This window comes from Micromonospora sp. NPDC049903 (assembly GCF_044460945.1).
GTDB lineage: Bacteria > Actinomycetota > Actinomycetes > Mycobacteriales > Micromonosporaceae > Micromonospora.
Window position 1 is genome coordinate 14756 of record NZ_JBITKL010000014.1, and the last position, 20215, is coordinate 34970.

The 20215-nt window shown below is 68.0% G+C and carries 14 protein-coding genes and 2 pseudogenes; 11 read left to right on the plus strand and 5 right to left on the minus strand.

Translation table 11 applies throughout. The features are described 5' to 3' along the window. Positions 1–93: 93 nt before the first annotated feature. The 7 genes and pseudogenes from ACIBO1_RS20730 (at position 94) to ACIBO1_RS20760 (ending at position 10017) form a co-directional block, all read left to right on the plus strand. Positions 94–4569 (plus strand): RHS repeat-associated core domain-containing protein, encoded by a 4476-nt coding sequence (locus ACIBO1_RS20730; protein WP_396748875.1) that lies wholly within the window; start codon positions 94–96, stop codon positions 4567–4569. Then, entirely contained in the window at positions 4570–5376 is an 807-nt protein-coding gene (locus tag ACIBO1_RS20735) for a polymorphic toxin-type HINT domain-containing protein (protein WP_396748877.1), read from the plus strand. 15 nt (positions 5377–5391) lie between these two features. After that, entirely contained in the window at positions 5392–5928 is a 537-nt protein-coding gene (locus tag ACIBO1_RS20740) for a hypothetical protein (protein ID WP_396748879.1), read from the plus strand. Between the two features lie 28 nt (positions 5929–5956). Next, a complete protein-coding gene (locus ACIBO1_RS20745) occupies positions 5957–7213 on the plus strand; it encodes a S8 family serine peptidase (protein WP_396748882.1) in 1257 nt (418 codons plus the stop codon). A 244-nt stretch (positions 7214–7457) separates the two neighbouring features. Next, positions 7458–8372: a Dyp-type peroxidase gene (locus ACIBO1_RS20750; protein WP_396748885.1), complete on the plus strand. Its 915-nt coding sequence runs from the start codon at positions 7458–7460 to the stop codon at positions 8370–8372. Between the two features lie 137 nt (positions 8373–8509). Continuing rightward, positions 8510–8855: pseudogene (locus ACIBO1_RS20755) on the plus strand (transposase); the annotation flags it as partial. Between the two features lie 400 nt (positions 8856–9255). Beyond that, entirely contained in the window at positions 9256–10017 is a 762-nt protein-coding gene (locus ACIBO1_RS20760; RefSeq protein ID WP_396748887.1) for a hypothetical protein, read from the plus strand. 313 nt (positions 10018–10330) lie between these two features. Here the strand turns inward: ACIBO1_RS20760 and ACIBO1_RS20765 are convergent, their stop codons facing one another. The 3 genes and pseudogenes from ACIBO1_RS20765 to ACIBO1_RS20775 all read right to left on the minus strand — a co-directional run bounded on the left by ACIBO1_RS20765 (position 10331) and on the right by ACIBO1_RS20775 (position 12484). After that, positions 10331–10519: a hypothetical protein gene (locus ACIBO1_RS20765; protein ID WP_396748889.1), complete on the minus strand. Its 189-nt coding sequence runs from the start codon at positions 10517–10519 to the stop codon at positions 10331–10333. 203 nt (positions 10520–10722) lie between these two features. Continuing rightward, a pseudogene (locus ACIBO1_RS20770) lies at positions 10723–10809 on the minus strand (IS5/IS1182 family transposase); the annotation flags it as partial. 958 nt (positions 10810–11767) lie between these two features. Continuing rightward, a complete protein-coding gene (locus ACIBO1_RS20775; RefSeq protein WP_396748891.1) occupies positions 11768–12484 on the minus strand; it encodes a VOC family protein in 717 nt (238 codons plus the stop codon). Positions 12485–12732: 248 nt separating this feature from the next. Between ACIBO1_RS20775 and ACIBO1_RS20780 the strand changes: the two genes are divergently transcribed. After that, positions 12733–12861 carry a hypothetical protein gene (locus ACIBO1_RS20780; protein WP_396748893.1) on the plus strand — a complete coding sequence of 43 codons (129 nt, stop codon included), beginning with the start codon at positions 12733–12735 and terminating at the stop codon, positions 12859–12861. A 4-nt stretch (positions 12862–12865) separates the two neighbouring features. Next, complete coding sequence (locus ACIBO1_RS20785) at positions 12866–13453, plus strand: hypothetical protein (protein WP_396748896.1); 588 nt, start codon at positions 12866–12868, stop codon at positions 13451–13453. Between the two features lie 316 nt (positions 13454–13769). On the opposite strand, the gene ACIBO1_RS20790 is transcribed toward ACIBO1_RS20785, so the two are convergent. Continuing rightward, positions 13770–14483, minus strand: coding sequence for a hypothetical protein (locus tag ACIBO1_RS20790; protein ID WP_396748898.1), 714 nt, complete (start codon positions 14481–14483; stop codon positions 13770–13772). Positions 14484–14714: 231 nt separating this feature from the next. Beyond that, positions 14715–16940 (minus strand): MMPL family transporter, encoded by a 2226-nt coding sequence (locus tag ACIBO1_RS20795; RefSeq protein ID WP_396748900.1) that lies wholly within the window; start codon positions 16938–16940, stop codon positions 14715–14717. Between the two features lie 198 nt (positions 16941–17138). Between ACIBO1_RS20795 and ACIBO1_RS20800 the strand changes: the two genes are divergently transcribed. Together ACIBO1_RS20800 and ACIBO1_RS20805 are read left to right on the plus strand one after the other, a co-directional pair. Then, the gene (locus ACIBO1_RS20800; RefSeq protein ID WP_396748902.1) at positions 17139–17768 is read left to right on the plus strand and encodes a TetR/AcrR family transcriptional regulator; all 630 of its coding nucleotides are present in this window, start codon (positions 17139–17141) and stop codon (positions 17766–17768) included. 809 nt (positions 17769–18577) lie between these two features. Beyond that, positions 18578–20209, plus strand: a complete 1632-nt coding sequence (locus ACIBO1_RS20805; RefSeq protein WP_396748905.1) for a LamG-like jellyroll fold domain-containing protein — start codon at positions 18578–18580, stop codon at positions 20207–20209. The last annotated feature ends 6 nt before the right edge of the window (positions 20210–20215 follow it).

Below are 20215 nucleotides of genomic sequence, written 5' to 3' on the forward strand. Positions count from 1 at the left end.
CATGCCCGCTTTCGCGGGTACCTCTAACGAGCATCCAACGCTGTTAGTTACGGCAACTTCTGTCGAGAGTTCTCGACCCAAAGGGTTGGTCCGGTGGAGCTGCCCGGGCAGAGGGTGGTGGGCCGGTTTGCCGGGCAGGTTGGTCAGCGGCTGAGCCTCGGAACCCGAACCCCCATGGCGAACCTCACGGTTCGGGTTTACCGGCCGGACAACTCGCTGCTCACCAGCGCCAACATCGACACCCGGTTCGGTCTGGACTTGCCGGCGCTGACGGTCTCCGGTGAGCACCGTATCGAGATCACCACGTTCAACCGGGAGACCGGTGATCTCACGCTCTTTCTGTCGACCGAAACCGACGCAGGCGACTTCACCGTGGACGGCGCGAACAAGACGATTACCATCGCGCGGCCGGCGCAGAATGCACGGCTGACGTTCACCGCCAACGCCGGTGACCGAATCGACATGAACATCGTCGCGCTCGGACTCGAGGGCGGCGGCGCCTTCTACTACACCCTCGTCGGCCCGGACGGGCGGGTGCTGGCCAACCACTGGTGGCCGGTCCGGTTCCGGGAACAGTTGCCCACGCTGACCGCCACGGGCGTGCACACGCTGGTCCTCGACCCGGGCACGGGCGCCACCGGCACCATCGAGCTGGGCCTGAAGAACCGCACGACGCCGTTGGTGCCCAGGACTGCTGACAGGAAGGCGCTCACCGAGCCGCGACCGGTCACCCCGGTATGCGACACGGAGCCGGCGACCGCACTCGTTCCGTCGGCGCCAGCGCCCGGGCAGGCGGACGCGGCGCCGAAGCCAAAGCCTGCGGCCAGCGCCTGTCAGGTCGCCACCGGCTGGAAGCCGGACGCCCGACACCTCGACGGCGGCGATTGGGTCATCGGGGAGTGGACTCCGCCGCACCGTGATCGCGCATTGCAGTTCCCGGTCGGGATGACCGGCGTGGTCGGCAAGGTGCTCGACACCCGGGGTCAGCCGCTGGCAAAGGTCACCGTCAGCGCGGCCGGCAAGCGCGCCGTCACCGACGCTAAGGGACGCTTCGCCCTGGCCGACGTGCCCGGAGGCCATCTGTCGCTGCGCGTGGACGGCCGCACCGCGGAGGGCGAGTACGGCGTGTTCGACATCGGTGTTGAGGTCGAGCGCGGCCAGGTGCTCGTCCTGCCGCACACGATCTACCTGCCGGAGATCGACCCTGCCGACACGGTCCAGGTGCCCAGCCCAACCACGACGGAGGTCGTGCTCACCACGAAGGCGATCCCCGGCTTGGAGGTGCGCATCCCGGCCGGCACGGTGATCCGCGACGCGGACGGCAACGTTGTCCGGGAGTTGAGTCTCACCCCCGTGCCCATCGACCGGCCACCATTCCCGCTTCCGCCGACGAAGGTACCGGTCTACTTCAGCGTCCAACCCGGCGGCGGGGTGCTGTTCCCCGAGGGTGCCACGATCGTCTACCCGAACTACACCAAGGAAGCTCCGGGCACCCGGACCCAGTTCTGGAACTACGACCCGGACGGCCGCGGCTGGCACATCTACGGACACGGCACGGTCTCCCGAGACGGCAAGCGGATTGTGCCCGACAAGGACGTCAGGTTTTACCGTCTGACCGGTGCGATGACTGCTGTGCCGGGGATGAATCCCCCGCCGCGCGCCCCGGTGGCCAACGGCGTGCGGGTCGCGGATCCGGTGGACCCGGCCACAGGCCTGCTCGTCGACGAAAGCGTCGACCTGGTCATCGACGACATCCTGCCAATCGAGATCAAACGGACGTACCAGCAGGGCGACCAGGACGCCCGAGTCTTCGGCATGGGAATGAACTTCAACTACGGTATCTTCCCGTGGTCACCCGGTAGCATCGGCAACTTCGACTTTCAGACGTTCGACCTGATCCAGCCGGACGGCTCGAAGATTCACTACACGAGGACAACGCCGGGCACCGACTACGCCGGTGCTGTCTTCCGGGCCGCACCGACTTCCACAAAGTACGACGGGTCTACCGTGGCCTGGAACGGCGACGGCTGGGACGTCACGCTCCGGGACGGCACCGTGATCGTCCTCGGCGACGAGGCACCCGTCCAGGCGATCCGCGACAAGTATGGCAACACCACCACCATCACCCGGGCCACGGCCGGTCCGGGTACCGACGGCAAAGTCCGGCAGAACGGCGCCATCACCCAAATCACCTCCCCGAGCGGCCGCTGGGTGCGGTTCAGCTACGACTCTGCCAACCCGCCGCGCATCAGCGCCATCGAGGACAACATCGGGCGCCGGGTCAGCTACACGTACCACGGAACCGGCCACCTGAAGACGGTGACGAATCCAGACGGCGGGGTCACCGAGTACACCTGGGATACGGCTGGCCGAATGAAGACCGCCCGCGACCCACGCGGCACCGAGTTCATGGTCAACGAGTACGACGACCAGGGCCGGGTCGAGTCGCAGCGGGCCGCAGATGGCGGACTGACCGAGTTCGAGTACACCACCGCTGGCGGCGCCATCACCGAAACGCGGATGACCGACCCCTGCGGCCACGTGCGTCGGTTCACGTTCAACGCCCACGGTGCGGTCCTCACGGACACCCGCGCCTTCGGCACCGGCAGGGCGCAAACTGTCCGGACCGAGTACGACGACAGTGGCGTGCGTCCCGTAGCCACGGTGGACGCCCTCGACCGCCGCACCACCTACGACTACGACGACGCGGGTCAGGTCCAGGAGATCACGTACCTCGCCGGCACGCCGCAGGCCCGCTCCGAGGTGTTTGAACGAAACGGCCCGCACGGTGAGCTGACCAACTTTACTGACACGTTCGGCAACAGCACGAGCGTGGAGCTGGACGGGCGCGGCGCCACCAGGAGCGTCACCGACGCGACCAACCGCCGTACCACGTACGAGGTCAACGCAGCCGGACTGATCACCAAGGAAATCGATCCGGGGCAGCGCGAGACGACGTACGAGTACGCCGACGCGGACCCGGTGACCATCACCGATCCAGATGGGCGGAGCCTGCGGGCCGGCTTCGACGCGATTGGCCGACCGGTGTACGAGGTCGACGGCCGCGGTGCCGCCACCGAAACCGCCTGGGCGCACCACGGCAAGGCGCGTTCGGTCACCGACCCGCTCGGACACACGACTGTTTTCGAATACAACGCGAACGGCATGCTCCACATCGTGACCGACCCGCGGGGCGGCGAGACGGTCTACGACTACAACGAGATGGATCTGCTCGAGAAGATCACCGACCCACTCGGCAGGGCCGAGACCTTTGGGTACGACCGAAACGGCAACCTGACCCGGCACACCAGCCGGCGGCAAATCGTCACCGAGCACGACTATGACGAGCTGAACCGCCCCGGGCAGACTCGCGTCGGCGGGACCACGGTCGACTACACCTTCGACCTGGCCGACCGGCTACGCGGCACCACCGACTCACAGGCCGGCACGACCACGCTCGAGTACGACGACTTCGACCGGGTACGTAGCGAGATAACGCCGCAAGGCACCGTCAACTACAGCTACGGCACGACCGTGCGAGACCGCACCATGACGCTGCCAGACGGCGCCACCCGGCATGTTTACGACGCCAACGGCGCCCTCAGCGAGATCCATCGCAACGGTACGCAGGTCACCGCCATCACCCGGGACGCCGTGGGCCGGCCGGAGCGGGTAGGGGCGCCCGGCGAGGGCGTGCACCAGGTCTACAACTACAACCACGCGGGCCAAGTGAAGTCGATTACCTACCAGGCCGGAACGACCGTGCTGGGCGAGCTGGTGTACGACTACGACGCTGCCGGCCTGCCGATCCGGACCTCCGGTAGCTACTCTCGTCCAGTCCTACCCGCGCCGTTCGGGCCCGCGACCTATGACGCGGCCAACCGGATCGACACCTTGGACGACGTCGATGTCACCTACGACGCCGACGGCAACCTCACCTCCGATGGCGAGACCACGTACACGTGGAGCCCGCGTGGCGAACTATCCTCACTGAGCCGCCCGGGGTTGTCCGCCACCTTCGGATACGCCACTGACGGCCGCCGCACCGCCCGCACCATCGGCGCAGCTACCACGAACTATCTGTACGACGGGGCCAACCCGGTGCAGGAAAAGGTGGCTGGGGCGGTCACGGCGACGATGACCGGTGCCGGGTTCGACGGCTGGCACCTGCGCGAGTCGGGCGGTACGACCAAGCGGTTCCTCACCGACGGCGTGGGTAGTAGCGTGGCGTTGGTCGACGACGCCGGGGCGGGGGCGCAGTACGCGTACGACCCCTTCGGCACCACCAGTGTTACCGGTGACGACGGTGGCAACCCCTACCGCTACACCGGCCGCGAAGACGACGGCACCGGGCTCTACTACTACCGGTCCCGCTACTACAGCCCGGTTCTGCGGCGTTTCATCAGCGAAGATCCGATCGGCATCACATCGGGCGAGTCCAACCCGTACACGTACGCCCTGAACCGGCCGACCGCGCTGAACGACCCACTGGGCACCAAGCCGGCGCGTCCCGGCGGCGGGCGAAGCTGTTCGACACCGAACAGCTTCACCCCGGAGACGTTGGTGTAGATGGCCGACGGTTCGCGCAAGCGGATCGCCGACGTGCGGTTGGGTGACAGGGTGTTGGCCGGCGATCCCGAGACCGGCCAAACGGCGGCCCGCACGGTCACCGGTGTGATCACCGGGGACGGCGTCAAGCGCCTGGTGGACATCGCCGTGGACACCGACGGCGACGGCGCCGCCGACGGCACGCTCACCGCGACCGACGGCCACCCATTTTGGATGCCCGAACCGGGTGAGTGGCGTGAGGCGAAGGACCTGCGGACGGGCGACCTGCTCCAAACCGGGGCCGGCACCCACGTCCAGATCACCGCGATCCAGCACCGCACCGACGTGCAGCGGGTCCACAACCTCACCGTCGACGACCTGCACACGTACCACGTGGTGGTCGGTGGCGAGCCGGTCCTCGTCCATAACACCAACGCGCCGCGCATCTTCGCGGTGGGATGCAACGGAGACACCGAGGTCCTGCCGGTGCATGAGATCAACCGAAATCGGTACCCGGATGTGGCCGACAACTTCGAAAACGCTATCCGCAACGGGCACAGCCCGATCGTCACCCGACAGACCGGCCGGTCGAACGTCCGGGCGAACCGCAACGCTGCCCAGGCCGGCGAGCCGCGGCCGGACTCGCTTGGCCGCAACCTGTCCTGGGAGGAGTACCCGTTCGCGTCGACCCGCGAGGGGGGAGCCGGAGCGCAGCTGCGTCTCATCGACCGGACACAGAACACCTCGCACGGCCGAGATTCGCTGTGGCCGTTCCTTCGAGACAACGGCGTTGCCAATGGTGATCGTTACTATGTGCGCGTCAATTGACGAACGGGAGCGCACATGCTGATCGACCGTATCGACGAACTGGTGACGATCGTCCGTGAGCTAGGTCGTCCAGTCGCCTCGTTGCTCGTGCCGGGTATTTCCCGCCGGGAGGTGGAGCGCGCGTACGGTGCGCCCGTGCCCGAGGACGTGGCCACCTGGTTCGGCTGGTGTAACGGAGTTCGCTCCGAGCCCGGGCAGATCCAGGACACCGTGAACCTGGTGCCCGGCTACCGGCCGCTGTCGGCGGCTGAGGCCGCTGCCCTTCGGCCAGCGTATGAGGACGATCCGGTGCTTGGTACGCGGTGGATGCCGCTGCTCGGCGGACCGAGTGGTGACCTCTACGCGGCGGTGTGGTCCGGGAACGAGCGGCCCGGCATCGCCGGCGTGCTGATTGGTGAACCGACCGAGATTGAGTTTGCGGATACCGAACGGCTGGTGGACTTTTTCGTCCGCTGCTATCGGCAGGGCGCGTTCACCGTCGGAAGCGACGGACTGCTGACGATGGACACCGACCGGTACGACGCGATATACGCCGACATCGCCGGCGGCTGAGCCGGCCACACACGGGGGAGGAATGGGTATGGCAAAGGATTCTTCGTGGCGCTGGTGCGGGCGGGTCGCGGCGGCCATGCTGGTCGTCGCGCCGCTGGCGGCAGGTGGATCCGGCGCGGCCGCGGCACCGCCCGACGGCCACATCGTCGTTCCGCACGGCGCCGAGGTGGTCGAAGGGCAGTACATCGTAGCGCTGCGACCGGAGGCTGGCCGGTCGCCCGCCTCGCTGGCCGGCGCGGTGGCGCGCCGGTATGGCGGCACCGTGGTGCGGACGTACGAGGCGGCGCTGGACGGATTCGTGGTGAGAACCACCGAGGAGAGGGCGCGCCGGCTGGCCGCCGACCCGTCGGTGGCGCTGGTCGAGGCCGACACGCTGGTCTACCCGGCGGAGACCCGACCGTACCCGATCTGGAGCCTCGACCGAATCGACCAGCGCACATCGGTGCTGAACGACGAGTACATCTACCCAGACTCGGCCGGTGCCGGCGTGCACGCGTACGTCTTGGATACCGGGATCCGTACCGATCACCGTGAGTTCGGCGGTCGCGCCAGCGTGGGCTTCGACGCCATCCAGGATGGCTGGGACGGAGAGGACTGCAGCGTGAACGGGCACGGCACGCACGTGGCCGGCACCGTCGGCGGAGCGACGTACGGGCTGGCGAGCAACGTGTCGCTGGTGTCGGTTCGCGTGCTGAGCTGCGCCGGACCCGGCACGCAAAGCCAGGTCATCGCGGGCGTCGACTGGGTCACCGCCAACGCCCAGCACCCGGCGGTGGCGAACATGAGCCTCGGCGGTGGCTTCTCCACCCTGCAGAACCAGGCCGTCTCCGCCTCGGTCGCCAGCGGTGTCACGTACGTCATCGCCGCCGGCAACAAGGACGCGAACGCGTGCAACTACAGCCCCGCCTCCGAGCCGTCCGCAATCACGGTCGGTGCCAGCAACTCCTCGGACGAGCGGGCGCGCGGATGGGGCGGCACCGACCCGGGTTCCAACCACGGCACCTGCCTGGACCTGTTTGCCCCCGGCGAGAACATCCGCTCAGCCAGCCACGCCACCGCCAGCGCCTCCAGTTCCCAGCGCGGCACCTCAATGGCTGCGCCGCACGTCGCCGGCGCCGTGGCGCTACTGCTGGCGGAGGAGCCGACGCTGACCCCGACCCAGGTGGCACAGCGAGTCATTGCCGCATCGACCGTGAACACGCTGCGACTGGCGAACACCGACACCTCACCGAACCGGCTGCTGTACGTCGGACCGGAACTGTTCGGCCGGACCGGCGATGCCTGACGGCGACGGTCGGGAGCCGCACCGGCCGCACATCCCGCACCGTGGCATGCGCCGTCGGGCAGTCCTAACCGGCCTGGTCGCCGCAGGCACCGCCGCCAGCGCGGCGGCTGGCTGCCGCCGGCCTGACTCGTCGAACAACGCCGACCGGGCCACGCCGCCCGGCACCGGACGACCAGCCATCGACCGCGCCGCCCCGGTCGTCCACCCGGCCGGTGTCGTCTCACCGCCGCTGCCCGCCTGCACCATGACCGCATACGACGTGACCGCCACGAATCGTGTCGGACTCGCAGCGGCCCTGCGTGCGCTGGGCCAGCCCGTGCGCGACGCCATCGTTTCCGTCGCGGTCGGCGGCTCACTCTTTGACGACCGGTTCGGGCTGAGCCCGCCACGACTACTGACGGCCATGCCGGAGTTCCCCAGCGACGTGCTCGATCTCGACTGGTGCCACGGTGACCTGCTCGTGCAGATCACCGCCACCGACCCGACTATCGCCAAACGGGCGTCGCGCCGGTCGCTACCAGGCCTGCGGCCTCGCTGGCGGCTGGATGGCTTTCACCCGCGTAACCGGGGGCCCGGGGTGCGAAACCTGTTCGGCTTTCGGGAGGGGGCCGGCAACCCGGAGGCGTCAGACGCTCAACTGATGGACGACCTCATCTGGGTGAAGCCGGGCGACGGCGAGCCGGCCTGGTGCGTAGGCGGTACTTACCAGGTGGTGCGGCTGATCCGCCTGGCCATGTCGAGCTGGGACGTGGAGTCCACAACTGAGCAGGAAAAGGTCTTCGGTCGACGCAAGGACACGGGGGCACCGCTGGGGCAGGACACTGAGACCGCCGACCCGGACTATGCTGCCGACCCCGACGGCCGCACCATCGCACTGAACGCGCATATCCGCCGGGCGAACCCGCGCACCCCGGACGCGTTGGCGCACCAGATCCTGCGCCGTGGCTGGTCGTACCGGCGCCGTGACGACGCGGCGGGGGAACACCTAGGGCAGATCTTTGTCTGCTACCAGCGGGACGTGGAGAAGGGATTCGCCACCATCCAGCAGCGGCTGGCCGGCGAGGCGCTGGAGCGGTACCTGCTGCCGTACGGCGGCGGCTACTACTTCATCCCACCTGTCGGTGGCGAGTACCCCGGACAGGCCATGTTCACGATGTGACGCCGCACGAAAGGTCGAGTGAGCTCCTTGCATAACGCGCCGGGCCAAAGAGGTCCTAACGAAATGACGTTGGGCGCCTCCTCGGGACGTGAGGGTCGTTCTGTCTGAACGTAAGGAGGGGTGAGCAGCCGCCGTGGATCGTCTCAGACGAACTCTGGGCCGAGATCGCACCGGCTGCTGCCGCCCCGACCGCCCCGGCGTCCTCGGTCCCCGGGCCGCAAGCCCCCTCGACGATTGCAAGGTGCTGTGCGGGATCCTGTTCGTCCCCTACACCGCGATTCCCTGGGGAGTAGCTGCCCCAAGAGCTCGGGTTCGGCTCAGGAATGACCTGCTGCGCCGGTTGCGAGACTGGAATGACGCCGGTGTCTGGCAAGACTCCACGAGGTGCTGCTCGGCAGACTCCGCGCCGCCGGGCAGCTGGACATGTCCCGGGCGGTGATCGACGGCTCCCACGTCCGGGCGCTCAAGGGCGGCCCAAGACCCGAATGGCTGCCTTTCAGGGTCGCGTGGGCGGTCCAACCGCCGTCCGGTGCGGGGCCGGCGCTGACCGTGCCGCGTGGCGGCGCGCGTTCGGCCATGCCGGCGAGGCCGAACTTCGTCGACCGCGCGACACTCGACGCGATGTTGTTCGTCGGCCTCTCCGACGGAGTGGTCGCGCACGCCGTGGAGGACGTTAGGGCGCTGGTTCGAGCCACGCCCGGGTCGTTCCTTGAGACCCGGGCAGAACCGTCGTTACCGGGAAAGGTGACACATACAGGATTGTCGGTCCGAACCGCTTTGGGGAGTATGGCTACACGGACCCGAAAGTCAAATATGCGAAGATCACCGTTTTTCCTGGCTGCTGATTCGGCGTGTTACCAGTGGAGGGTGGGCATAGTCGTCCGTGAAATACTCTGTCCGTTTCGGGGAACATGACGCATTCGTATTCGCCTGCGATTTGGAAGGGTTTTTCGTCGGGTGCTACAGCGACGACGACTTTGGTGCGTTGCTTGAGGCCGAGAACTCTCAAGTCACTTTTAGACTCGTGCGGCCGATCTTGGATGCGCCGATCGAGGCGCTTAGGGGTGATATCGAGGTCCTTGTCTTGGACGCCGAAGGTCAGCCCATGGGCCGGTACGCGCTATGGGGTGCCAAACTAGTCGTCGGAGATGTGCCGGAATATCTAGTCGTCACGGCGCAAACGGGTCTGCCTCCGCATGTAGGGGCCCGCCAGTTGTGGGACAGGTTCCGCGTTTCCCGTCCGCGGCATGGTGAATGGCGCACGCTTCGGGTCGGAGACCGTGAGGCATGGCTGGAAGTGGCCGGACTTAGGTATACCGAGTCTGCTTCTGAAAGGGATTACATGGTTCCCCCACGTGGGATCGTGATGGGAGGTGATGAAGTCAAGGACGTCGCCAGCTTCTTCTGTGCGATTGGCGAGGCTTTCCGTGGCCCAGGAGGATATATCGGGCAGAGTTTTACTGAATTGGGCGAGTCTCTTGAGAATTATCTACAAGTTGCCGCAGTTCGGCTGATTTGGCGTGACATTTCTGTGGCACGGTCTTCGTTGTCTGCAGTAATGAATATTGCTGGCGGGTCAATTTCCAAATTCGATCTGATCCTTAGGGTCCTGTCGCAGAATAATGTCGACGTCGTTCCTGGATAGCGTCCATTCGGTCAACCTGATTTGCGACTTCTGGAAGTGTCGGCGTCGCTTCGTTGTGCGCTGTCGCGCGAGGCCGTCTGCTCCGGTTGATGTCATGGTTGATGTCAGCCGATCATGAAGATTCCCCATCATCGATGATTGGCGCGACGCTGGACATGCCCTAGCGGTCAGGCTTCGCAGGCGTGCGCGCGGGGCCGTAGGCCTGCAGCGCGTGCGCGCGGCCCGGCTTCGGCCGGGCCGTTCTTGATCCTGTATAGCTTTTCTTAGCCAATCGGCCGCTGCGTCGGTGCCAGGGTGGGTGGTCCCGCTGTGGCTACTTGGTCGGCTTGCGGGCGTGTCGCGGCTTTGCTGGCTCGGGTGCTGTTGCTGCGGCGTTGGCTGAGTCGATGCCGGGGTTGGCCTTGTACGTGGCGATGTCGTCGGCGAGGTCTTGGTGTGCCGTGTTGAGGTCGGCGAGTTCCTGCGCGGCGACGTTCATGCCGTGGACGTCTTTGGCCATCATGGCGTCGACGACGCGGCCAGGCTCAGCAGGTCGAGACGTCGCTTCGTGTCTTGCGGTAGCGCAGCCTGCGGGCGCGTGAGGAGCGCCGGTTCGGGTAGGCGGAACACTGGCGTGAACGAGGTGCGGTCCTTGCCGGCAAGTTACGAGACGTCCTTTACTGGCGACAAGCGAGGCTATGCCGCGTTGATCCTCGCCCAGGTTCAGTCACGCCGCCAACGCCGAGACAGCCCATACGCCGCAGCCCAGGACCCGTAGCGCTCCGGGACGTCCCGCCACGGGGCACCAACCTTCGACGCACGCCCTAGGCAGAGGGTCGCTGGTCTAGCGATGGCGGTGGGCCCGGCGACGGTCGGGTCCGCGGCAATCGTGGCTGCTCGGTGGTTCCTCGGCCGACGGGGAACTGACACGGACGTAGCGCTACGAAACCGGACCCACCAGGAAGCGCGACGCGCGTTCATCCACCGACAACTGCGGGCTGGCTGCGTGCGCAGGGTGTGGACCTGGGAAGAGCCATTTGGACTTGAACGGACCGAAAGGCTTGCGGTCGGACGAATTTTGGGCAGAGTGCTAATCGTAGAAGTGTGCGCTACAGGTGTCGGACTACGGATCAGAAGGTTAGGGGTTCGAGTCCCTTCGGGCGCACAAGATCGACAAGGCCTTGACCTGCCATAACGGCGGTCAGGGCCTTGTCTGTTTCTGTCCATGAGGGACGGTTGGCTGCTCGGTGGCTGCTCGTGCGACGAGCATCCCCTGCGTGCCGGACTGTCCGGGGACGTCCGGTCGGGTCCGTGCGAGCTTGACGATGCCGAACTTGCACCCTTCCTCAATCAATCCACGAAAGTTGATCGAATGCGTGGAGGGCGGGGTTCCGCATCTTGCCGTCGACTTGGACCGGTGCGCTTTGCCTTGTGGTGCGAGGTGGTGGGCCTGGGGGGGGCCGCCGCCACCAATGACGACGATCTCGTCGAGCCCTGGGGGCATCCGGATCCGCCGATAAGCGTACGTCGTGCGGTTGGTGATGCTCTCCGTGCCAAGGTCACGCTCGATCCGGGATCGAGTGGCATCCCAGCGCTTCCGTAACCACTCGATCCCGGATCGAGCACGACCTTGAGGCTGGCGAGCGAGTGAGCCGGCGGGACGTTGATCCGAGGCACGGACATGCCGTTGTCCGCGTGCCACGGACGGTGACTGCTCTCGAGCCAACCAACGTCCGGACGTGGCCGAGATGAGGGGGCGTTCGTTGGTGAGTCACCGTAGTGCTGCTGCGAGGTCGGCGGCGTTGTCGAACGCGGGTGCGACCCTTTCGGACTCGTCTTTCGTGAGCGTGACGGACTGGGCGCGGGCCAGCATCTCGGTCGCGGTCTTCGGATCGTGCAGCACCATCGCGAGTTCGGCGCGGTAGACCAGGACCTCCACCTGCTCGACCGGGTCGTCGTCCGCCTGCTGGCGGGCCAACGCGCTGTCGAGGATCCGAACGGCCTGTCCGACACTTCCCCGGGAATCGGCCTGCACGACAGCGTTCGCTAGGGCCTTGGCCAGCCGCCCGGCAGGCGTGGCGGCCGGCATGGGCGCGGTGGCGTCCCGGAAGACGCGGATCCAGTTGCCGCCCGGGTCGATGACGCTGAATCCGCCGATCCCGTCGGCGTTCTTTCGCGCCCTGGGCCGGGTCATCCGCGGTGTTCCGGCCACCAGTACCTTGCCGTAGGCGGCGCGCATGCCGGCGGCGAATGCCCGGTGTAGGCCCTCGATGTCCGCAGTGAGTACGAGACAGGAACCATAGGACTGCTCCGGGTCGAATCCGGCGATCTCGAAGAACTGTAGATGCAGGTCCTCCCGCTGCACCCCCACGCACGCGTTGGGCTTGCGCTGCTTGTACGTGGTGCGGAAGCCGAGAACTCCGTAGAAGGTTTCGATGTCGTCAATGGATGCGCACGGCAGCAGGGGAACGGTCCGTTCGTTGGTCATGCCTCCTTCCTAGGCGTCGGGGGGTGTCCGTCGCCCATGGAAATGGCCGATCGGCGCCTTCGGCCATCCGATCGACTGATGGCTCAGAACGCAACGCTGCCGAGCCGAACTCTCAGCGGCTGGCCAGTGGACCCCGGTGTACGCGATCGCCGTCGAGGCCACCGGCGTGCGGGTCCTGGACGAGGAGTGGGCCGAACCACGGCCAGGTAGATGCATCTCCGGCACGATGCCGCACTACGATGCCCCGCATGCGGAAGGAGACCGGAGTGATCGCGGCGGTGGCGTCGTACGTCGACATCGTCGATCCGAACCTGCCCGACCTGCGGATCGTGACCTCGTCCCGGCCGGGCCGCCCCGCCTCGGTCGAGGCCGGCTGACCTCATGAGCCCCGGTGGCACCGATGCGAGCCTGCTGGAGCTGGTGGTGGGCTTCCTCGTCGCGGTCTCGGTCATCGCGGTGATCACGACGATCCTGCGTCGCCGCAGTGGCCGCCAGGACCTGCTGGGCACCCAGGTACGCGAGATGCAGGCGCGGGCCGCCGCCGCTGCCTCCCCGAATGCGGACACCCGCCTGCGGGACGCGGCCACCGAGATCGCCGAGGCCCGCATTCACGACGCCGCCTCTCGCGCCCCTTCTGACGCCCCTTCTGGCGCGCTGACCTCTGATACGCCTGCTGCGAATGTGGCGTCAGACGCCGCACCCGGAGCGGGTTTTCCGGACGCCACGGCGGTGAACCGGTCAGCCCCGGACACCACTGCTCCACCGCCCGGGTGGCCGTCGGCACCCGCCGGGAACAGCGACGCGATGGCCGACGCGTTCACCTGGCTCCGGATCGCGGCACTCGTGGAAGCCGGGCAGCGCGAGCAGGCCATCGAGCTGCTCAGCAGCACGATGGCCATCTCGGCAGACGAGGCGGAGATGCTCGTCGACGGCCTGAACGACGTGGGCGGCGAGCAGCGCCCCGACTGACCCGCGTGTAGTCCGGTCGGCGATGCGCCAGCGCTAGAAGCAGACCCGGGACGGCCGAGTGCGCCGCCCTCACGCGAGAATCAACGGCCTCACCTCGCCGCAGAGCGATTCGTTCCACCCCAACGCCCCGGGATACCAGGCGATGGCGACCCGGGTGGCCCAGGTACTCCCCCCACTCTGACCACCTCGACATGCCGCAACCGGGCGCCCTGGCCCTGCCACGGGCGCCCCACATCGGCTCGCCCACCACCAAGGGCAAAGGAGTGCGGTACGCGACGAGGTCCGGCGATCGAAGACCCGATTCCCGCCGGAGTGGTCAGACCAGCAGACTCTCCCGCATCCGCGCGCCCAGGTTGATCCCGCCGACCACTCGGGGACCGCTCGGATCGTGTACGTCGAGCGTGTTGTTGCGGCGCATCACCTCACGGACCGAGGGCGGCAGCCGGGGCGGGTCGTCCATGGCCGCGAGGACCTGCCCGGCGGTCGAGATCAGTCGATCGGCCAGCGTTGCGGCATCGGTGTCCACCCGTACCTGGCCGTGCTCCATGCCGACGGTGGTGAGGTCGAGCACCTCGAACACGCGGGTGAGGAGCGGGTTCGGGTCGGTCACCTTGTCGAGCCGAGGTGCGTGGCTGCCGACCACCGCGACGGCGGCGGTCACCTGCGCGTACGGGTGGAGGCCGCACGGCAGCCCGACGAGGGGCCACCGCAGCGCCGGTCCGGCCTCCTTCCACAGCGGCCGGTAGTTGCGGCGGTGCACCAGGAGCCGCCGACCCGTCCGTCGGTACACGTCGTGGGCCTGGGCCTGCAGGTGCGTGTGGGCCTCGTCAGCGGCCTCGCTGACGATCCGGGCCGCCACCACCAGGCCGTCGTCGTCATTCAGCATCCGGGTGATCGCTTCGACCTGTTCCGGGAACCGGGCCTGCGAGCCCGCACCGTACCGGTGCCGCACGTCCCGCAGCAGTGCCTGCTGCCGCTCTGGATCGAGCTGGACTCGCCTGCTACCCAGCAACTGCCGGAGCCAACGCATCTCGCCTCGTTTCAGCCGCTGCGGACCGCGGCAATGCTAGTGCGTCGGATGCCCCTCGTATCGTCTGGGGTGCTGGGGACTCGCCGACCTTGACGGCGATGTGCGCATATCCGGGGTTCTGTGGGGATCGGACTCGAACGCTCCGGTGCGGTGGCGGGACCGCCACCGCACCGGAGCGATTTTCGAGTCTGGTTGCCGAGTTCGAGAGGCCGACCCGGCGCGGGCCGCGTGTCAGGTGAGGTGTCGTGCGAGCGATTCGCCTTCGACGTCGAAGGTCGGCACGACCTTCTGCATCCAGCGGGGCATCCACCAGATCCGCCGGCCGAGGATGAGCATGACGGCGGGAACGATCAGCATGCGGACCAGGAAGGCGTCGACCAGGACACCGATGGCCAGCGCGAAACCGATGGTCTTGAGGATGATGTCGTCGGTGAGGGTGAAGCCCGCGAAGACGCCGACCATGATGAGCGCTGCGGCGGCCACCACGCGGGCGCTGTGGGTGAAGCCGTCGATGACCGCCTGGCGCGCCGGGGTGCCGTGGACGTACGCCTCCCGCATGCGGGTGACCAGGAAGACCTCGTAGTCCATGGCCAGGCCGAACAGGATGCCGGTGAGCAGGATCGGCAGCAGGAACAGCACCGGCCCCTCGGTGTCGAGACCGACGAGTTCGTTGAGCCAGCCCCACTGGAAGACCGCGACGGTCGCTCCGAGGGAGACGCCCACGGAGAACAGGAAGCCGAGCGCCGCCTTGACCGGTACCCAGATCGAGCGGAACACGGCGATGAGCAGGATGAGTGCCAGCCCCACCACGACGGCGAGATAGAGCGGGAACACCTCGGTCAGTTCGTTGGAGATGTCGACGCCGACGGCGGTGACGCCGGTGACCAGGGCGCGGGCTCCGGTCTGGTCGGGCAGGTCGGAGAGCGTGGCCCGGATGTCGGCGACGAGGTCCTTGGTCGACTCGTTCGCGGGGCCGGACTGGGGGATCACCGTGAGGGTCGCGTACTGCGTCGTGCCGAGCTGCTCTGCGAAGGCCTGCTGTGCCTCCGGGGTGTCACTGGTGACGGGCGGGATCACGGCGGTGATGTTGGAGTCGTCCTCGGCGGCCAGTGCCAGCAACCGCTCGGTGGCGGTCCCGACTGCGGCGGCCGGGTCGGTGGCCTGCGCGGTGTCGATGACGACGAGCAGCGGCCCGTTGGCGCCCGCGCCGAAGTTGTCGGCGATCAGGTCGTAGGCGACCCGTACGTCGCTGCCTGCGGGCTTGGTGCCGTCGTCCGGGAGTGCGAGTTGGAGGGAGGCGACCGGGATGGAGGCGACGACGGCAGCCGCGATGCCGGCGACGAGCGCGGGCCAGCGGAGGCGGGCGAGACCTTCGATCCAACGGCGACCGAGGGTACGTGACGTGCCGGAACTCCGGCCGGTGTCGGTCTCCTCGGCGGCGGCGGCGATCTGCTTCTTCACCACGCGGGCGCCGGCGAAACCGAGCAGTGCGGGGAGCAGGGTCAGTGCGATGAGGACGGCGAGCGCGACGGTGAACGCGGCACCCAGCCCCATCTCGGTGAGGAATCCGATGCCGCAGAGGGCCAGGCCGACGAGGGCGATGATGACGGTGAGGCCGGCGAAGACCACTGCGGAGCCTGCGGTGCCGACGGCCCGGCCGATCGCTTCCTCCAGCGGGCGTCCCTGGCGGACCTCGGCCTGGTAGCGGGAGAGGATGAACAGCGCGTAGTCGATGCCGACCGCCAGCCCGAGCATGGTGCCGAGGGCGGGGGTGGTGGTGCTGAGCTCGACGAAGCCGGTGAGGGCGGCGATGGAGGCGGCACCGATTCCGACGCCCACCAGCGCGGTCAGCAGCGGCATCCCGGCCGCGACGAGTGACCCGAGGGTGAGGGCCAGCACGACGAAGGCGATGGCGATGCCGATCAGTTCGGCGATGGCGCCACCGATCTCCACACCGAGTACGTCTCCGCCCACGGTGGCGGTCAGTCCGGCCCGCTCGGCGACGTCGCGGGCGGCCTCCAGCGCCTCCCGGTCCGAGGTGGTCAGGTCGACCGCGCCGCGGGAGTAGCTGACCGAGGCGAAGCCGGTCCGCCCGTCCTCGGAGACGGCCCCTGCCTCGAACGGGTCGACGATCGACCGGACGTTCTCGCTCCTGAGCGCGGCGAGCGAGTCGGACACGGCCTGTTGGTTGGCCGGGTCTGCCAGCGTCTCGCCGTCCGGGGCCTGGAACACCACCCGCGCCGTCGCGCCGTTCGGCACGGCCTCGGGGTCCCGCTCCCTGATCAGGTCGAACGCCTGCGTCGACTCGATGCCGGACAACTCGAAGCCGTCATTCGTCTTGCCGGACAGGGTCGTCGCACCGAGCGCGACGGTGAGGAGCAGCAGCGCCCAGATTCCCGCCACGGTCCAGCGGCGTCGGAACGACCAGCGTCCGAGCCTGAACAAGTGCCATGCCATGCCGTCTCCTCCTGCGTCTCGGTGAACAGGTCCCGCGTGGCCACCTCGCACGGCTCCCGCCGACGAAGTGCGACCTCACGGCCTGTCGTGCCGCAGACGCTAGCACGAAAATATCCGACTGGATATTTTCGTGGTCGTGGTCATAGGATCGGGCAGGCGGCACACCATGCCGACCGCCGATCGCTCTGGAGGTGGGCCATGACCGACCCGGAAAAGCGGGGCAGCTCGAAGCGGGGGCCGTACGCCAAGGGGCTCGCGCGGCGGCAGCAGATCATCGACGAGGTGCTGGCGGTCTACGACCGGCTGGGATACGAGGGCACCTCGCTGCGCGCCATCGGCGAGGCGATCGGCGTGACGCATCCGGTGCTCAAGCACCACTTCGGCACCCGCGAGCAGCTCTTCATCGAGGTGCTGCGGGAACACGACCGTCGTTTCCTCGAAACCGCGTACGACGGAGACGACAGCTTCGTCGAGCTGATCCATCAGTCGACCGAGCACAGCATGCGCGTACCCGGGCTGATGTCGTTGCTGAACAGCATGGTGGCCCACGCCCTGGAGGCCGGCAACGAGCGCTCGCGCGCCCACTTCTCCGAGCGGTACGCCGACCTGCGCGAGAAGATCGCAGGACTTCTCGCCGAAGGTCAGGAGGCCGGGGTCGTACGCACGGACATCGCCCTGGACCAGGCGGCCTCACTCCTCCTGGCGGCGGCCGACGGCCTGGGCACCCAGTGGCTGCTCGACGGGAGCGCCGACATCAAGAGCGGCCTGCTGCTGCTGCAACGCCTCCTCGCGCCGCCGGACCAGCAGGTGGCACAGACCGATGGCTAGGCGACAGCAGGACTAATCGGTGGCCTCCCCACCCGGTTCCGGCCTATGTTTCAGCGAGACCGTCTTCCTGTGCCCCCTCCGAGAGGACATCACCCCGCGTGACCCCGCCCGCTCTGTAGACCTGACCCGTTCCGCGCATCGGTCGCCGACCTCGTCGTCGGCTCTCTTTCCGTGCCTTTCGTCAGGTCTTCAGAGGGATCATGTCTACGCGTCCTCTCATCGTGCCGTCCGCCATCGGTCTACCTATCCGGCTTTCGCCGCCGCCTCCCGATGGTCACTGTCAGTCCGACAACGCCTCCGCCCTCGTCATTCATGGCCTTCCCGAGCCGCTGATCGTGCGGTGGCGCCGGGGAGCGCGGCAGAGGTTCATTTGTCCGGTGCGAAGCCGTCGCCGCGGGCCCGAGCCGGGGCGGGAGATGCAGTGGCCTCGCCCCGGGCTGCATCACGCCTCGGTCCGCGCGTGGTCGCGGGTTGCCGAACGTAGCCGATGGTCGGGACCGGTGCGGTTCCGGCGCCGGAGGTGAACGCGTCCACCGGTCGATCCGGCCGTGGCGTTCGCCGGGGCTGCGACCGTATCGGGCGCTGGTCTGCGCCGCATCGTCGGTCCTGACTTCGGGAACAAGCGTCCCTATCGGAGCCTGATCGCGCTCCGGTAGGGACGGCGCACCCGTCTGTGGCTACGTCTTGTGATCGCTCTTTACACCGAACGTCTCCGATGCCTACTGTTCGTGCATCGACTGGCTTGATTACGGGGGTGTCAGGTGGCTGGTGACCGGACGGGTGCGTCTCGGCGTTGGTGGACAGTGGGGTTGACGCTGGCACTGGTGTCGTCGCCGCTGGCAGCGCCCACCTCAGCCGGGGCGGCAGCGTCCACCTCGACCGAGGCGCCACCGCCACCGGCGGCGGTGACCTCCAACGACTACCTCAGCGACGGTGCGCCGCGCGGCGGCGTCGGACTGCCCGGCACGTTCGAGGTGATCCCGCCGACGACCCGCGCACACGAGGTGAAGGAGTACGCCTACAGCCTCGAATCCGGTGTGGTGAGCGCAGCGGAGACCGTCGCGGCGCGGCCGACGGACCACGGCGCATCGATCACGGTGGCACCACGGCATGACGGCACCAACGTGCTCCACGTCTGGTCGAAGAGTCACGCGGGTCGGATCTCCACCCAGGTGACGTACATGTTCTTCGTCCGAGCCGACTCCGGTCCCGCCGCCCGCTGGACGTTCGAGGAGACGGGCGCCGCCGCGACCGATGTCTCCGGCCACGGCAACGCCCTGACACTCGGTGAGCCTGCGGTCCGGGTCGCCGGCCGGTCCGGGGTGGGCACCGCGCTGTCGCTGCCGGGCACGACTGCGGCGACCAGGACCGCAGCGATCCACACGCCGCATCCCTTCACCGGCGTGTCCACCCCGATCCGGACCGACGCGAGTTTCACCGTCACCGCCTGGGCCAGGATCAGCTCGACGTCGGGTGGCGACGTGCAGACCGTGGTCAGCGCCAGCGGCTCACGGACGTCCGCGTACCACCTCGGCTATGCCGGCGGTGACCAGCGCTGGCGCTTCTCCATGGCCGCCACCGACACCGACGACGCCGCCCTGCACAGCGTGCTGTCCGACGCGGCACCGACGGTGGACAGGTGGACGCATCTTGCCGGCGTCTACGACGCGAGCACCAAGACGATGACCCTGTACGTCAACGGTGTCGCCCAGGCCGCGACCACGACCCTGGTCGGTGGGTTCGACGCCACCGCGGAGGTGGCGGTCGGCAAACGCAGGTGGAACGGTGGCGACGACGGCTTCTTCACCGGTCTGGTCGACGACGTACGGGTGTACACCTCCGTCGAGACCTCGACGGAGCTGGCGAAGCTGGCCGTGCCGCTGCCGCCGACGGTCACGTTCCCGCATGGCAGCGAGGTCACCGGGGGTGGACAGATCACCGTACGGTTCGACGCACGTGGTGACACGAACGTCATCGCCTTCCGGTACAGCATGGGCGACGCCGGCCTCGGTAGCACGGTGAATGCCGCCACGCCGGGCGGCACGGCCACCGTCACCCTCGACGTCGGCGACACCAGGGGTTCCCGCCCGGTCTACGCGGCGGCGGTCGCCGACGGAAACCGGGTGAGCGACAAGAACGACGGTGAGTTCACCGTGAGGCCGGCGACGAGCCTGTCCGGGAACGTATGGAACGAATACTTCCTACCTTTGGCGGGGGCGGTGGTCCAGTTGCAGCCCGGCGGATACCAGACCACCTCCGCCGCCGACGGCAGTTACGCCCTGACCGGCGTGCCGCCGGGGACGTACACCGTCACCGCCACCTCTGGCGGTGAGTGCGGTCTGTCGTACAGCGCCCTGCTCGAAATCGATGGTCAGGGCTTGACGTTCGACTTCTTCCTGGGCGATTTCGGCGACGACCCGGGCGACGCCTGTTCCGAGTAGCGCAGC

Excerpts from the sequence above, each read along its gene's own strand:
- ACIBO1_RS20735 (WP_396748877.1), top strand. The coding sequence starts at position 4,570 with ATGGCCGACGGTTCGCGCAAGCGGATCGCCGACGTGCGGTTGGGTGAC.
- ACIBO1_RS20740 (WP_396748879.1), top strand. The coding sequence starts at position 5,392 with ATGCTGATCGACCGTATCGACGAACTGGTGACGATCGTCCGTGAGCTA.
- ACIBO1_RS20745 (WP_396748882.1), top strand. The coding sequence starts at position 5,957 with ATGGCAAAGGATTCTTCGTGGCGCTGGTGCGGGCGGGTCGCGGCGGCC.
- ACIBO1_RS20750 (WP_396748885.1), top strand. The coding sequence starts at position 7,458 with ATGACCGCATACGACGTGACCGCCACGAATCGTGTCGGACTCGCAGCG.
- ACIBO1_RS20765 (WP_396748889.1), bottom strand. The coding sequence starts at position 10,519 with ATGATGGCCAAAGACGTCCACGGCATGAACGTCGCCGCGCAGGAACTC.
- ACIBO1_RS20775 (WP_396748891.1), bottom strand. The coding sequence starts at position 12,484 with ATGACCAACGAACGGACCGTTCCCCTGCTGCCGTGCGCATCCATTGAC.
- ACIBO1_RS20780 (WP_396748893.1), top strand. The coding sequence starts at position 12,733 with ATGCGGAAGGAGACCGGAGTGATCGCGGCGGTGGCGTCGTACGTCGAC.
- ACIBO1_RS20785 (WP_396748896.1), top strand. The coding sequence starts at position 12,866 with ATGAGCCCCGGTGGCACCGATGCGAGCCTGCTGGAGCTGGTGGTGGGC.
- ACIBO1_RS20790 (WP_396748898.1), bottom strand. The coding sequence starts at position 14,483 with ATGCGTTGGCTCCGGCAGTTGCTGGGTAGCAGGCGAGTCCAGCTCGAT.
- ACIBO1_RS20795 (WP_396748900.1), bottom strand. The coding sequence starts at position 16,940 with ATGGCATGGCACTTGTTCAGGCTCGGACGCTGGTCGTTCCGACGCCGC.
- ACIBO1_RS20800 (WP_396748902.1), top strand. The coding sequence starts at position 17,139 with ATGACCGACCCGGAAAAGCGGGGCAGCTCGAAGCGGGGGCCGTACGCC.